Origin of the sequence: Streptosporangium sp. NPDC002544 (assembly GCF_040295965.1) — a bacterium.
Taxonomy (GTDB): Bacteria; Actinomycetota; Actinomycetes; order Streptosporangiales; family Streptosporangiaceae; genus Streptosporangium.
Genome location: NZ_JBEOWJ010000012.1, coordinates 236,145 through 249,666 on the forward strand (window position 1 = coordinate 236,145; position 13,522 = coordinate 249,666).

At 71.3% G+C, this 13,522-nt stretch carries 11 protein-coding genes and 4 tRNA genes; 12 read left to right on the forward strand and 3 right to left on the reverse strand.

Going from position 1 to position 13,522, the window contains the following annotated elements; genetic code table 11:
• The first annotated feature begins 21 nt into the window (after nucleotides 1-21).
• The 4 genes from ABT061_RS20735 (at nucleotide 22) to ABT061_RS20750 (ending at nucleotide 421) form a co-directional block, all read left to right on the forward strand.
• Nucleotides 22-93, forward strand: a tRNA-Gly gene (locus ABT061_RS20735).
• Nucleotides 94-119: 26 nt separating this feature from the next.
• Nucleotides 120-190: transfer RNA gene (locus ABT061_RS20740), tRNA-Cys, on the forward strand.
• A gap of 73 nt (nucleotides 191-263) precedes the next feature.
• A tRNA-Gly gene (locus ABT061_RS20745) sits at nucleotides 264-335 on the forward strand.
• A 14-nt stretch (nucleotides 336-349) separates the two neighbouring features.
• A tRNA-Val gene (locus ABT061_RS20750) sits at nucleotides 350-421 on the forward strand.
• Between the two features lie 110 nt (nucleotides 422-531).
• On the opposite strand, the gene ABT061_RS20755 is transcribed toward ABT061_RS20750, so the two are convergent.
• Nucleotides 532-1,113: a hypothetical protein gene (locus tag ABT061_RS20755; protein WP_350920015.1), complete on the reverse strand. Its 582-nt coding sequence runs from the start codon at nucleotides 1,111-1,113 to the stop codon at nucleotides 532-534.
• A 279-nt stretch (nucleotides 1,114-1,392) separates the two neighbouring features.
• Here ABT061_RS20755 and ABT061_RS20760 point away from each other — a divergent pair, with 279 nt between their 5' ends.
• The 5 genes from ABT061_RS20760 to pcp all read left to right on the forward strand — a co-directional run bounded on the left by ABT061_RS20760 (nucleotide 1,393) and on the right by pcp (nucleotide 6,310).
• Nucleotides 1,393-2,280: a hypothetical protein gene (locus tag ABT061_RS20760; RefSeq protein WP_350920018.1), complete on the forward strand. Its 888-nt coding sequence runs from the start codon at nucleotides 1,393-1,395 to the stop codon at nucleotides 2,278-2,280.
• Nucleotides 2,281-2,313: 33 nt separating this feature from the next.
• Complete coding sequence (locus ABT061_RS20765; protein WP_350920021.1) at nucleotides 2,314-3,342, forward strand: hypothetical protein; 1,029 nt, start codon at nucleotides 2,314-2,316, stop codon at nucleotides 3,340-3,342.
• Between the two features lie 85 nt (nucleotides 3,343-3,427).
• On the forward strand, nucleotides 3,428-5,281 hold the full coding sequence (locus tag ABT061_RS20770; protein WP_350920024.1) for an endonuclease/exonuclease/phosphatase family protein: 1,854 nt from the start codon (nucleotides 3,428-3,430) through the stop codon (nucleotides 5,279-5,281).
• Between the two features lie 28 nt (nucleotides 5,282-5,309).
• The gene (locus tag ABT061_RS20775; protein ID WP_350920027.1) at nucleotides 5,310-5,687 is read left to right on the forward strand and encodes a thiol-disulfide oxidoreductase DCC family protein; all 378 of its coding nucleotides are present in this window, start codon (nucleotides 5,310-5,312) and stop codon (nucleotides 5,685-5,687) included.
• Nucleotides 5,684-6,310 carry a pyroglutamyl-peptidase I gene (gene pcp, locus ABT061_RS20780; protein ID WP_350920030.1) on the forward strand — a complete coding sequence of 209 codons (627 nt, stop codon included), beginning with the start codon at nucleotides 5,684-5,686 and terminating at the stop codon, nucleotides 6,308-6,310. Before ABT061_RS20775 ends, pcp begins: the two co-directional genes overlap by 4 nt.
• A gap of 67 nt (nucleotides 6,311-6,377) precedes the next feature.
• On the opposite strand, the gene ABT061_RS20785 is transcribed toward pcp, so the two are convergent.
• On the reverse strand, nucleotides 6,378-7,424 hold the full coding sequence (locus ABT061_RS20785) for a hypothetical protein (protein ID WP_350920033.1): 1,047 nt from the start codon (nucleotides 7,422-7,424) through the stop codon (nucleotides 6,378-6,380).
• Between the two features lie 88 nt (nucleotides 7,425-7,512).
• The gene (locus ABT061_RS20790) at nucleotides 7,513-8,949 is read right to left on the reverse strand and encodes a glutamate-cysteine ligase family protein (protein WP_350920036.1); all 1,437 of its coding nucleotides are present in this window, start codon (nucleotides 8,947-8,949) and stop codon (nucleotides 7,513-7,515) included.
• A 254-nt stretch (nucleotides 8,950-9,203) separates the two neighbouring features.
• Here ABT061_RS20790 and ABT061_RS20795 point away from each other — a divergent pair, with 254 nt between their 5' ends.
• The 3 genes from ABT061_RS20795 to ABT061_RS20805 all read left to right on the forward strand — a co-directional run bounded on the left by ABT061_RS20795 (nucleotide 9,204) and on the right by ABT061_RS20805 (nucleotide 13,300).
• Complete coding sequence (locus ABT061_RS20795) at nucleotides 9,204-10,241, forward strand: alcohol dehydrogenase catalytic domain-containing protein (RefSeq protein WP_350920039.1); 1,038 nt, start codon at nucleotides 9,204-9,206, stop codon at nucleotides 10,239-10,241.
• A gap of 209 nt (nucleotides 10,242-10,450) precedes the next feature.
• A complete protein-coding gene (locus ABT061_RS20800) occupies nucleotides 10,451-11,140 on the forward strand; it encodes an SDR family NAD(P)-dependent oxidoreductase (RefSeq protein ID WP_350920042.1) in 690 nt (229 codons plus the stop codon).
• Nucleotides 11,141-11,383: 243 nt separating this feature from the next.
• Nucleotides 11,384-13,300, forward strand: coding sequence for a S9 family peptidase (locus ABT061_RS20805; RefSeq protein ID WP_350920045.1), 1,917 nt, complete (start codon nucleotides 11,384-11,386; stop codon nucleotides 13,298-13,300).
• The last annotated feature ends 222 nt before the right edge of the window (nucleotides 13,301-13,522 follow it).

A 13,522-nucleotide genomic window follows, 5' to 3' on the forward strand; every position in this document is an offset into this window, starting at 1 on the left:
GGATTCGTCCCCGGGGAGCACGCGGAAGTGGCTCAGTGGTAGAGCATCACCTTGCCAAGGTGAGGGTCGCGGGTTCGAATCCCGTCTTCCGCTCCGGCAGGTCCTTTCAGGATCTGGCTGGTGGAGTGGCCGAGAGGCGAGGCAACGGCCTGCAAAGCCGTCTACACGGGTTCAAATCCCGTCTCCACCTCAGCGCACGACCTACGGACCCCCCGGGATCCGGTAGGGTTGTGCGAGCGCCGAGGGGAAACCCGAAGCGAAATGCGGAAGTGGCTCAGTGGTAGAGCATCACCTTGCCAAGGTGAGGGTCGCGGGTTCGAATCCCGTCTTCCGCTCTGGTGGTACCCGAGGACGATTAGCTCAGCGGGAGAGCGCTTCCCTGACACGGAAGAGGTCACAGGTTCAATCCCTGTATCGTCCACCGAGAAATCCCAGGCCCTCGGCCTGGGATTTTCTGTTTCCCGGTGCCGTGCCACCCGCGCGAGCGACAGGAGCGAGGCCCCGGCGTCCGGATCCCGCACGGCCCGCGGGTCAACCGCCGGGTCCCACCTCGTTGTTCGGCGCACCGTCGCCGCTGGTCGGCAGATCGCCGCGCTCCACCGGGCCGGGCGGCGGCGAGGGCGTCCCGGAACCGTCCGGGATCGCCTGCCGCGCTCCGGCCACAGCCGCCTTCAGCGCGGCCCGGTCGACCTCACCGACGCGGCCGTTCAACCGGATGAGGTGATCGGCTCGGACCGCCGTGTACTCATGGCGGCCCCCGCCCGAGCGGTACCAGCCCACCTCGTCACGCTCGCACCTCACCGGCGCCGACGGCGGGTCCGCGTCCATCAGCGGTGTGTCCGCGCACCGGGCGTCGCCGAACGTGCCGCGGTCGACCCTCAGCTGAACGCGCGCGCTCCCGGAGAAGTAGAAGGCTCCGAACCCGTCGTCCCCGATCACGCCGACCGACTGCTCGGCCAGCCGGTACCCCGGCAGATCCAGTGCGTAGATCAGCTCCGGAGCCGCTCCCTGCCGCCGCGCCTGATCCAGCACGCTCTGGCCGAGCGACGCCTCGGAACCGCAGCCGGACACCACCAGCCCGAGGACCGCGACGGAAACGAACCGTTCCTTCATTTTGATCACTTTGTCGTACCCGGTCCCCCTCCGACAACCTCGGCCTCGCGAGGTCCGCCGGAGCGCCTGGGAAAGGCCCTCCCCACCTGCTCTCACCCGGACTTCCCCGGCCGAACCCCGCCTGACGCGACCTCGGGTCCGGAACAATCATCACGATCACCTTTTTGGCCCGCGTCACTGGCGGGCAAAGAGGCACCAAAAGAGGCACCATGGGAGGACGCATAACCTGAAACACCGTTAATCGCTATGCTTTTGAAACGTGGCAAAGGGGGCGAGCCTGTGCAGCGCGTGGTAGTCGATCCTGAGGTGCCGAGGGACATCGCCGAACTCCTCCGTCGTAACGGGCCCCTGCTCTATCGCCTTCGCACCGGACGTGTCCCGAGGGGGGACGACGATCCCCGGGTTCCGGGAGTGCTCGTAGGGCTCTTCGGCGGCTCGGCGGCGGTCGCGGCGGCCGGATTGGCACTCGGCGCCGTCCCGATCCCGACGTCCGCGGCCGTGCTCACCCTGCTGGTCGGTTTCTACCTCCTCATCCTCACAGTGATCTACCTCGCCAGGAAGCCCTCACCCGCCGACTCCATCGAGCGGGTCCTGTACCAGCACTCCCTGCAGTGGCAGGGGCACTTCCTGATCCTGGAGGACTTCGACCACGACGCCAGAAACCTGCTCGGCCGGGTCCAGCGGGCGATCGACTTCATCGTGTGCTCCCGGGTCAACGCCATGGGCATGCTCGACAGCGTGCGCAACTCGGTGATGCTCCCCGCCGAGGAGTGGGAGATCGCCCGGCTGCTGACCAAGCTCTCCGCACTGCGGGCCAGGCACCGCCACCTGGCCAGGGGCGGCAGGAGCCCCGAGGTGATCGCGGCCATGGCGCCGCTGGAGCGTGCCCTGGCCGCCAGCGAGGCCGCCGTGCTCGCGCGGGTGGAGGCACTGGAACGCTACGCCCGGCACGTGTCCGACGCCGAGCGCGCCCTGCTCTCCCATGGACAGATCGAGGCCCTGCGAGCTCACCTGCCCGAGTACGAGCAGCTCGTCGCCGAGACCGGCGCGGCCAGGTTCTCCGCACCGGAGATCGGGCATCTCAGCGATGACGCCGACATGCTCCGGCGGGCGCTCCGCGAGAGCGTACGCTCGGCGCACGAGGCGTTCCGCCATCTCGACCGATGATGTGAGAACCTGACCGGATGGAGGGGCGAGCCTGTGCGGCGAGTGGTGGTCGATCCCGAGGTGCCCGCCCGGACCGCCGATCTCTTCCGCCAGCACGCATCGATGTTGTCGCGCATCCGCGCCGGCTGGAGCCCCGAGCCCGCTGAGCCCGCCTCCCGGCTGCCCGTCCGTTTCCTGTGGTCCGGAGGGGCGATGTCGGCGCTCCTGCTGGCCTGCCTGCTCTTCCTCGCGGATGCCGGGCAGCTGTTCTTCTTCGTGCTCGCCCTGCTCGCCCTCGTGGTCCTCGTCGGTTTCCTCACCGCCCGCGAGCCGCTGGAGCTGGAGGCGATCGAGCACGACCTGTATCGCGAGGCCCGCTGGTACGAGGGCCGCTACCTGCTGCCCGCCGAGGACTTCGACTACAACGCCGGCCAGCTGCTCGAACGGGCCCAGCAGGCGATCGACTTCATCCTGCGCTCCCGGGTCAACGCCATGGGCATGCTCGACGACGTGCGCAACGCGGTGATGCTCCCCTCGCAGGAATGGGAGATCGCCCAGCTGCTGACCAAGCTCTCCGCACTGCGCAACGAGCATCACGAGTTCGCGTACGGCGGCAGCACGCCGGAGGTGGCCGCGGCCATGGCGCCGCTGGAGCGTGCCCTGGCCGCCAGCGAGGCCGCCGTGCTCGCGCGGGTGGAGGCCCTGGAACGCTACGCGGGCCACGTGTCCGACGCCGAGCGGGCGCTACGCGCCCACGAACAGATCGAGATACTCCGCTCACGGCTTCCCCGCTATGAGGAACTCCTGGCGGAGTCGGGCGCGGACGCCTTCGCCGTACCGGAGATAGGGAAGCTGACCGAGGACGCCGGCCACCTGGAGCAGGCGCTGCGCGACAGTGTCCGTTCGGCGCACGAGGCCTTCCGCCACCTCGACGGCTCTGCCGCCGACGGGGCCGCCGACAGCGCCGCCAACGGGGCCGCCAACGGGGCCGCCAACGGGGCCGCCGGCCCCTCGACCGCTCCGAGCGGGCCTGTCCATCCCCCGAACTCCGGGAACTCCGGAGAGGAACCTTCGGCTCCCTGAAGACGGATCTTCCCTCCCCGGGCGGACCGGCCCTTGTCATGCACCGCGAAGAAGACGAGGATAGCTCGCGTTCTTTGGAGGTAGCATGCGGATCCGCCTGGACACAACCCTCGGCGTGGTCGTGCTGGTCGACGTGTTACGGGTTTTCCTGCCCTCGTTGATCACGCTCTTCGGCCGGGCGGGAAGCACTCCCGCGGAGATGATGGGCCTGTACGCCCTCTCCTGGTTCGTCCTGGCCTTCCTGACCGTCCCGCTGGCCAGGCTCGTCCAGCCGCGGCTGATCGCCCTCGGTGCCGGATGCCTGCTGCTCCTGGCCCGGCTGGCGCTCCAGCTGACCGGGGGCGGGGACCCGCAGCTGTACGTGGCCAGCCTCGGCCTGCTGGCCGGCCTGGTCTGGCTGGTGGCGACCGCGATGGGCGGCCGGGACGCCCGGCCCGTGATGGCCGGGGTGATCGCCGGCCTGGCGGCCTCCACGGTGATCCACGCGGCGCTGGACGGCATCGACCTGATGTGGCGGCCTGGAGCGATCCCGTGGGCACTGCTGGCTGTGGAACTCGGACTCTTCGGCCTGTTCCTGATCCGGGCGGAACTCCCGGACGAGGAGTACTCCGGTGCCCCCCGCGCCTGGCTGGCCATCGGCCCCGCCCTGCTGCTCTGGGGTCTCTACACGGGCAACACCGCGCACGCCCAGGCGGCGACCGTATCCGCCCAGCAGGCCGCCGCCGTGATCGTGGCGGCGTTCGCGGTGGTGTCGGCGGCGCCCGCCGCGCTGCCGGTGCTGCGCCGCCCGCTCCCGCCCGCCATCGCCCTGGTGGCCTCGGCGGTGGCGTTCACCCTGGGCAGGGCCACCGTGGACGGCGTCCACGGTGTGGCACCCGGCTGGACGATCGCCGCGCAGATCATCGGCCAGCTCGCGCTCGGCGCCTGTCTGGCGCACGCCGCGACGACCTTCGGCCCGGACAGGGCGGCGCGGCGGGGCCTGGCCGTGGCAGGAGGCATGCTGCTGTTCGTCGTGTTCGTCTTCGGTTACTACGCCGCCTACGACCTCTACCTTTCCAACCAGTGGGTGCCGGTCGGCGCGGCGCTCGTCGTCGCGGTCCTGGGTCTGGCGGGCGGCACGGGTCTGCCGCGCCGCTCCTACGACCGACGGTTCGCGGCGACCACCGTGGCCGCGGTCGCGCTGGTGGCGGCCGTGCCCCTCTGGCAGGGGGAGCGGCCTCGCTGGGAGGCACCGCGTGACGGGCTGCGGGTCGCGGCCTACAACATCAGGATGGGGTACGGCGAGTCCGGCAGGCTCTCCCTGGAGCAGCAGGCCGACGCGCTCAGGGAGTTGCGGCCGCACGTGGTGGTGCTGAGCGAGGCCGACCGGGGCTGGCTGCTCAACGGCGGCCACGACGGGGTGCGGCTGATCGCCGAGCGGCTGGGCATGCACTACATCTGGGCCCCGGCGACCGACGAGGTGTGGGGCGACGCCCTGCTCACCACGCTGCCGATCACCTCGATAAGGAACCACGTGCTGGTCCAGGGCGGACCGACCGGCGCGCAGGCGCTGGAGGTCGGGCTGCGCTGGCAGGGCGGGGACATCACCGTGATCGGCACCCACCTGCAGCCTCCGCCGGGCTGGCGCGAGCTCGACCAGGTCGAGCAGCTCGGCGGGATCGTCAGGGAGGCCTCCAGGGGCGGCGCCCCGGTGATCGTGGCCGGCGACCTCAACCTTCAGCCCGGGGACCGGGCCTGGGAGGTGCTGACCGGCGCGGGCCTGACCGACCCCCTCGCCCCGGCCAGGCCGTTCAACACCGTTCCGTCCCGGGGACACTCGGTCGAGCAGATCGACCATGTGCTCGTCACCCCGGGTTTCACCGGAAAGGACCAGGTCAACCCCGATGTCCCACATTCCGACCACCGCCCGATAGCGGTCACCCTGGTCGCCGGGCCTTGATCAGGTTCCGCTGGGTAGTGTCGGGTGCATGACAGGACGACCTGTACTGATCTTCGACGGCGACTGCGCTTTCTGCACGACGAGCGTCAGGTTCGCCGAGCGCCACATCGGGGTTCGCGCCCTGGTCGTCCCCTGGCAGTTCACCGACCTTCCGGCGCTGGGCGTGACACGCGAACGGGCCGAGCGCGAGGTGCTCTGGGTCCAGGACGGCGGTGTGCACGGCGGGGCGCAGGCGGTGGCCATGCTGCTGATCGCCGCCGGTCTCCCGTGGAGCCCGCTGGGGTTCGCGCTGCGGGTCCCGCCGTTGCGCTGGGCGGCCCAGGGGCTCTATCGCCTGATCGCCGGCAACCGGCACCGCCTGCCCGGCGGCACCCCCGCCTGCGCCCTGCCTCCGGACCGCCGATGAAGGGCGTCCTGCTCACCGGGTTCGAGCCGCTCGACGGCGGCGGCAACCCGTCGTGGGAGGCGATCGCCCTGGTGCCCGGGGTGCGGACCGCGCTGCTCCCCTGCCGGTTCGGCGAGATGCTCGAGCAGTTGCGCGCGGCGGTGGCCGAGCACGATCCGGCGGTGGTCGTGTGCGTCGGGCAGGCCAGAGGACGGCCGGACGTGACCGTGGAGCGGGTGGCCGTCAACCTCGACGACGCGTGCGTCCCGGACGGCTCCGGGCGGCAGCCGATCGACGAGCCGGTGGTACGCGGCGGCCCTGCCGCCTACTTCGCCACGCTGCCGGTGAAGGCGTGCGTGGCTGCGGCGCGGGCGGTCGGGGTGCCCGCGAGCGTCTCGCAGAGCGCCGGCACGTTCCTGTGCAACCACCTCTTCTACGGCCTGATGCACCTGATCGCCACCGAGCGGCCGGGGGTCCGCGGAGGTTTCGTGCACCTGCCGTACAGCCCCGAGCAGGTCCTCGGCGAGGCCAGGCCCTCCATGCCCGTCTCGGTGTCCGCCCAGGCGCTCACGGCGATCGTGACCACCGCCGTCTCCGTCTCGCTGGGCGGTGATCTCCGCCTGGTCGGTGGCTCCCTGCACTGACCGAGCGCCCCGCGTCGGGGCCGTCCGCTCCTTTCGTCCCCGTTCCGAGGGGAAGGCGGCCCGCCGCTCAGAGCGGCACGCCGTACACCACCCGGCGGCCCGCGAACTCGGTCACGCTCCACAGCGTCTTCTTGTCGCGGACGCAGGTGAGGTCCTCAGGCCCCACCGGGTAGGGCCGTCTGCGCACCGTGTCGCCGACCACGACCAGGGTGCCGTTCCCCGCGGCGCCCGCGGTCTGGCTGAGGTACCAGGTGCCGTTGTAGGAGAGCGCGCCCTGGACCTTGCTCACGGGGAGCGCGTAGGCGTCCACGGCCTGGACGACGCCGCCGGCGGGGGCGTTCGGTGCCCCCTGCGCGGTCAGCGACCAGCGGGCCACCCGTCCGACCGTGCCCGCCGTGTCGACGTACTCGCCACAGATCAGGGTGTGGGGGGTGGTGCTGCGGTCGACGGCGGTGTAGGAGAAGCGCACCGTGCCGCTGGTGGTGGTCCAGGCGTCGGTCTGCGGCATCACGTACCGGTAGCCGAACGCCTCGTACCTGCCGTCCTTCCTGCCGATCTCGGCCGTGCCCTCCCCGTTGACCTCGAAGATCTGCCGGGTGTCGAACACCCGCAGGCCCCGCGTGGTGTCGGCGACGTACAGCAGGCCGCCGTACCAGGCGACGCCGCCGGCGTGGATGTTGATCGGCGCGATGTTCCCGTCGGCGGCGACCCGCACCAGCAGGACGTGCCGGTAGCGGAGCGTCGCGGTGTTCAGGAAGGTCAGGCGCACGCCCCGCTCGGCCCCCGACGTCGGCGAGTGGTACCAGCTCACCACGAACGTGTTCCCGCCGATCCCGGCGTCGGAGGCGGAGGTCAGGCCCTGGGGGTACCACTCCCTGGTGACGTTGTCGTCCGCGTTGAAGCAGTACCAGTCAACGGGTTTGGGAGTCATCTTGGCGAACGCCCCGGCACCGGTCGATCCCTTTCTGGCCGCGACGCGATTGGCCTTGGCCAGCACGGTGTCGAGGGAGGCCCGTTGGAGTTCCTTCTCCAGGACCTTGATCCCGGCCACGAGGCCGCCGGCGTCCCGTTTCAACCCGAACGGCTCCGCCGGTGCGGCCTTCATCTGACTCATGTGGGGGTCTCCTTGTCCGGTCTCGCCAGGATCGGCGGATCAAGATACGGAGTTCATGAGTATGCCTTTACTCAAATCCCTTTTGTAGTTAAAAGGGCCAGGTGTGGACGGGCTCCCCGGTCCGTGACAGTTCCCGGTACCGGCTCACCAGGCGCGCCCGCGCCGCCTGGTCGCCCCCCATGCCCGCCAGCGCCTTCCGCTGCCAGATCGCACCGGTACGGCGGCGCGTGACGCGTTCCCGCACGATGTCCAGCGCCCACCGGATCTCGCCCGGCTCCACGCCCATCCTTTCGAGACCGGCCTCGGCGACCGGCAGCAGGTCCAGGGCGAGCCGCCAGGCCGGGACCTCCTCGCGCAGGCCGGGCCAGCTCAGCGGCGCGTCCAGGCCGTGGATCGCGCCTCGGTAGAAGTTGCGGTAGGCCCCGGCGAAGGGGAACTCCTCCACCGGATGGAGGGCCAGGGCCGCGGTCAGCCCGAGCAGGAACGCGCTGTTGGCCGCCATGTCCGCCGCGCTCGGCCCCGCGGGCAGAGCGCGCATCTCCACCCGAAGATGGCCGCCGCCGACCGGGTCGTAGACCGGCCGGTTCCACTGCCACACGGTGCCCTGGTGGAGCCGGAGCTCGGCCAGTTTCGGGACGCCGCCCTCGGGCACCTCCTCCGGTGCCGAGCTCATCGGCAGCACCGGTTCGTAGTCGCGGACGCATGTCTCGAACAGTTCCTCGACGCTCCGCGCCCAGCAGGAGCCGAACGCCACCCGCCGGACCCTGCGGTCGAGCCGCTCGACGTCCCGGTCGTCGGCGGCCTCCTCGAACAGCGCGATCCTCGTCTCCTCCCAGAGCTGCCTGCCCAGGAAGGCGGGTGAGTTGCCACTGACCGCGAGGACCGGGCCGATGGCCAGCTGGGCGGCGTTGTAGACGCGGGCGAAGTCGGCGGGAGGCGTGCGGAGATGGACCTGCCAGGAGGTGTTGGCGCTCTCCAGGATCACCCCCTTGACCTCCAGCTCCAGCAGCTCGACCCCCTCGATGCGCACCCGGAACGGCTCCGTGCGCAGCCGTCGCATGCCCCTGGCCAGCGCTCGGTAGCGACCCTCACAGCTCAGCGCCTCGTGGGTGAAGTCGAACTCGCTCAGTGAGGGCAGGATCCCGATCATCACGACCTGCCCGCCCTGCGTCTCGGCCGCCGTGTCCACCACGGCCATGATCTCCCGCATCTCGCGCATCATGGCGGTGAACGGCCGCCCGGCGATCGGCAGCGGGGTCAGGTTGGCCTCCAGGTTGAACCTGCCCAGCTCCAGCGTGAGCCGGTCGTCGGCGGCGACCGCCTGCACCTCCTGGTTGCGGGGCAGCGGGCGGCCGTCGGGCGTTATGAGGAACATCTCCAGCTCAGCCCCGATCGTCACGGGACCGGCCCCGAAACCGGGCCGCGCGAGCACCTCACGGAGAGTGCCGAGCTGCTCCGCCAATCTCTCCCCGAAGCGGATGAACTCCACCTCGGAGTAACGGTCCTTGTCGACTTTCTGCCCCATCACACCGTCCGATCAGTTGGTCCTCGTGCTCCCCCCTCTCTCCCAGCTTGCGCCTTCTAATCAGGGCTTTCGTCACAGCCCTCCACAGACGAGGACGCGCGGCACGTCCGGGGCCCCTTGCCGCGTCTCCCCTGGCTTCCCACGATGCCTCGCGGGCGCCGGGAAGGGAACGGCGGCCGGGGCCTGATTGAGTAGTGTCAGGTTCGACTGGGGCCGAGAGGCGGCGGCCGGTGGCCGGAAGAGAGTGTGCACGGGTGCGAGCGGTGATCTTCGACGACTTTGGAGCCGAGCTTGAGGTTCGGGAGGTGCCCGCCCCCGAGCCCCCGCCCGGCGGAGCGGTGATCCGGGTGGAGGCCACCGGGCTCTGCCGGAGCGACTGGCACGGCTGGCAGGGCCACGACCCGGACATCCGGGTCCTTCCCCACGTGCCGGGTCACGAGCTTGCCGGGGTGGTCGAGACGGTGGGCGCGGGCGTCGCCTCGTGGCGGCCCGGCGACCGGGTGACCGTCCCGTTCGTCTGCGCCTGCGGTTCCTGCGCGGCGTGTGCGGCCGGCGAGCAGCAGGTCTGCGAGCGTCAGACCCAGCCGGGGTTCACCCACTGGGGTTCCTTCGCCGAGTACGTGGCGATCGATCACGCGGACGTGAACCTGGTGCGGCTCCCCGAGGAGATGGGCTTCGGCACCGCCGCGAGCCTGGGCTGCCGCTTCGCCACCGCCTACCGGGCCGTGAACGCCGTGGGCCAGGTGCGGCCCGGCGAGTGGGTGGCCGTGCACGGCTGCGGCGGTGTGGGCCTGTCCGCCATCATGATCGCGGCCGCGGCCGGGGCCAGGGTGATCGCCGTGGACGTCTCCGCGGGCGCCCTGGAGATGGCCGGCGCGTTCGGCGCCACCGCCTGCGTCAATGCCGCCCCGGCCGAGGCCGACGTCCCCGCCCGGGTCGTGGAGCTCACCTCGGGGGGCGCCCACGTCTCCATCGACGCGCTCGGCAGCCCCGGGACATGCGCGACGTCGATCGAGAGCCTGCGCCGCCGGGGACGCCACGTCCAGATCGGCCTGCTGCCGGGGCTCACCGCGCTCCCGATGGGCCGGGTGATCGGCTACGAGCTCGAACTTCTCGGTAGCCACGGCATGGCCGCACGCGCCTACCCGGCGATGCTGGCGGCCGTCGCCGACGGCACCCTCCGCCCGGACGCACTGGTCACCCGTTCCATCGGCCTCCAGGAGGCGGGAGGCGCGCTCGCCTCGATCGGATCCGTCCCCGGCGTCACAATGATCATTCCGTCCCTGCGCTGACGGCGCGGGCCGCAAGCCAAAAGAGAACACGTTTCAGTTTTTTGTTGACCAAAACCTGGACACGTGTCTAGTTTGAGGGTCCCGGTTCGGCGAAGGACACGACGTGACAGTGCTGCCCGACCGGCGCACCCGGCCGCGCCACAACTGATTCACAGGTTACTTCCAAGAGGCCGCCCCCAGACTGTGCGCACTCAACAGAAGGAGAACCTGTGAAGATCGCACTGGTCACCGGGGCCGGGCGGGGCATCGGCCGGGAGATCGCCCGGCAGCTCGCCGAGCGCGGGATGACCGTGTTCGCCGGGGTCCGCGACGAGAGCCACGCTCCCGAGGGCACCCGTCCCGTACTGCTCGACGTCACCGACCCGGCGGCGGCCGCGAGCGCGGCCAAGATCGTCGGTGAGGGGTTCGGGCGGCTGGACGTACTGGTCAACAATGCCGCGACCTGCGGTGACTTCGGCGTGGCCCCGGCGGAGGTGACCGCCGAGCACATGCGGGTCACCTACGAGGTGGGCGTCTTCGGGGTCGTCACCGTCACCCACGCGATGATCCCGCTGCTGCGGGCGTCCGGCGAGGCCAGGATCGTCAACATGACGACCCAGCTGGCCTCGGTCGGCCTCACCTCCGCCGGGGACGACCTCAACGTCGCGTGGCCGATGCTGGCCTACAACTCGGCCAAGAGCGCGCTCAACGCGCTCACCGTGCTCTACGCCAACGAGCTGCGCGGGTCCGGGATCCTGGTCAACGCCGTCGATCCCGGCCACTGCGCCACCGACCTGACCGGCCACACCGGAACCCGTACGGCGGCCGAGGGCGCGGCGGTGGCCGTACGGATGGCGACCCTCGGCGACGACGGCCCGACCGGCACGTTCAGCTCGCAGGAGGGTCCCATCCCCTGGTAGACGGACCCACCGATGGCGACGGCCGGGGAGAGCACCGGCCGTCGCCGGCCGGGTGAAACCCGGGTCTCCGGCAAAAGCGGCACACACCATCAATGGCCGGCCTGTCCTTTCATTCAATGAGGCCTGATAAAAAGTCCTCCTCCCCGAAGAACAGGACGCAGCGCAACGACCAGCCAAAACGGGGCAGCCACAGAGCTTTAAATGCTCATATAAACGGTTAAGGCGGTGATAGCGTCGTTAACCATGCGTCCAGAAGACCTCGCCCTGCTCAACGTGCCCGGCAGCGTCACCCTCCATGGCGATCTCCTTCTCGTCGACGTGGCCCGGCCCGATCTGGAGGCCGACGCCTACTCCGGGAGCCTGTGGCGGGTGCCGCAGGACGGCCCGCCCGTCCGGTTCACCTTCGGCGAGCGCGACAGCGCGCCGCGCATCTCCCCCGACGGCGCCTGGGTCGCCTTCCTGCGCGCCGGCGACGGCAGCCCTCAACTGCACGTGATGCCCACCGGCGGCGGTGAGGGCCGACCGGTCACCGACCTGCCACTGGGCGCGGGCGTCCCGGTCTGGGCACCGGACTCGCGCCGGATCGCGTTCGTCGCCCGGGTCGCCGAACCGGGCCGGTACGGCACCGAGGAGGGCGTGGGCGCCGAGGCCGAGGCACCGCGCCGGATCACCGGACTCCGCTACCGGACCGAGGGAATCGGCTTCACCCTCGACCGGCGGCAGAGCCTGTTCGTGGTCAACGCCCTCGCGGACATCCCGGTGCCGGTACGGCTGACCGAGGGACCCTACGACGTCGAGTCCCCCTGCTGGACACCGGACGGCGAGCACGTGCTGATCTCGGCCCCCCGCGACCTCGACGGTGAGAGCCTGCACACGGACGTGTACGCCGTCCCGGCCGGCGGGGGCGCCCCGATCCTCGCGGTGCGCAGCGACGGCTCCGCCGAGCATCCCGTCGCCCTGCCCGGTGGGAAGGTGATCTACCTCGGCACGGAGTTCTCCGGACTCGACGCGGTGGCCCGCAACGTCGGCCTCTACCACGCGCCACTGCGGATCGCCGGCGAGACAGTGGCCGGGACGGCGGCCGGGACGGCGGCCGGGACCCGGCTGACCGAGGAGGAGTCGGTGGACTGCGAGCCACTGCCTCCCGTACCGCTGCGGGACGGCGTCCTGGTCGCGGTGCGGGTGCGCGGCGCGGTCGAGCTGCGGCTGGTCCCCTCCGGCGCCCTCGACACGCCGCTGGAGAAACTCGTCCCGATCCTGGGCGAGCGGGCGGGCGTCAGGTCCTTCACCTCCTGCGGCGAGCAGGTGGTCGCGGTGGTGTCCACCCCCGCGAGCCCCGGCGAGGTGGTCACCCCTGACGGGCCGCTGACGGACTTCTCCGGCACCCTCGCCGGGATCAGCCCGCTGCTGGAGATCACCGCCGTCTCCGCCGACGGCTACCCGGTCCACGGCTGGCTGGCCCTGCCCGAGGGCGAAGGCCCGCATCCCGTTCTGCTGAACGTGCACGGCGGCCCGTTCCACCAGCACGGATGGGCCTTCCTGGACGAGACCCAGGTCTACGCGGGCGCCGGGTACGCGGTGGTCCTGCCGAACCCGCGCGGCTCCTCCGGATACGGACAGGCGCACGGCCGGTCGGTGATCGGCGCGCTGGGCACCGTGGACGCCGACGACGTGCTGGCCCTGCTCGACGCCGCGCTGGAGCGACCCGAGTGCGACGCCGGACGGGTGGGCGTGATGGGCGGCTCCTACGGCGGTTTCATGACGAGCTGGCTGGCCGCCCGGCACGGGGACCGGTTCCGAGCCGCCTGGAGCGAGCGTGCGGTCAACGCCTGGGACTCCTTCACCGGCTCCTCCGACATCGGCTGGTTCTTCGCCGAGGCCTACTGCGGTCCCGACATCGAGACACAGCGCGCGATGAGCCCGCTCTACCACGCCGATCGGATCACGCTGCCGTTCGCCGTGGTCCACTCCGAGGAGGACATCCGCTGCCCGGTCGAGCAGGCACAGCGGATGTTCGTCGCGCTGCGCCGCAACGGCACCCCCGCCGAGTTCCTGCTCTTCCCCGGCGAGGGACACGAGCTCAGCCGCGGCGGGCGCCCGAAGCACCGCCTGCAGCGCTTCGAGGCGGTGCTGGAGTGGTGGTCTCGCCACCTGTCCTGACCGGACTGCTCCCCGGCGATGAGACGCCGGGGATTTCCGCCGCGCCGTTCCTCCCATGTCGAATGCCCGGTACGGCAACAAAGCGGGCGCGGTGCGCGTCCAACGGACCATGAAACATTCCATCGGCGCCGGACTGCTCGCCGCCACCTCGGCGCTGGCCATGCTGGCGGCCGCGACCGCGTGCGCCCCGCCCGCCTCCCGCCCCCGGGGCGCCGCCCCGGC

Coding starts and splice junctions, on each gene's coding strand:
- pcp (WP_350920030.1), top strand. CDS start 5,684: ATGAAGGGCGTCCTGCTCACCGGGTTCGAGCCGCTCGACGGCGGCGGC.
- ABT061_RS20785 (WP_350920033.1), bottom strand. CDS start 7,424: ATGAGTCAGATGAAGGCCGCACCGGCGGAGCCGTTCGGGTTGAAACGG.
- ABT061_RS20805 (WP_350920045.1), top strand. CDS start 11,384: ATGCGTCCAGAAGACCTCGCCCTGCTCAACGTGCCCGGCAGCGTCACC.
- ABT061_RS20755 (WP_350920015.1), bottom strand. CDS start 1,113: ATGAAGGAACGGTTCGTTTCCGTCGCGGTCCTCGGGCTGGTGGTGTCC.
- ABT061_RS20790 (WP_350920036.1), bottom strand. CDS start 8,949: ATGGGGCAGAAAGTCGACAAGGACCGTTACTCCGAGGTGGAGTTCATC.
- ABT061_RS20775 (WP_350920027.1), top strand. CDS start 5,310: ATGACAGGACGACCTGTACTGATCTTCGACGGCGACTGCGCTTTCTGC.
- ABT061_RS20770 (WP_350920024.1), top strand. CDS start 3,428: ATGCGGATCCGCCTGGACACAACCCTCGGCGTGGTCGTGCTGGTCGAC.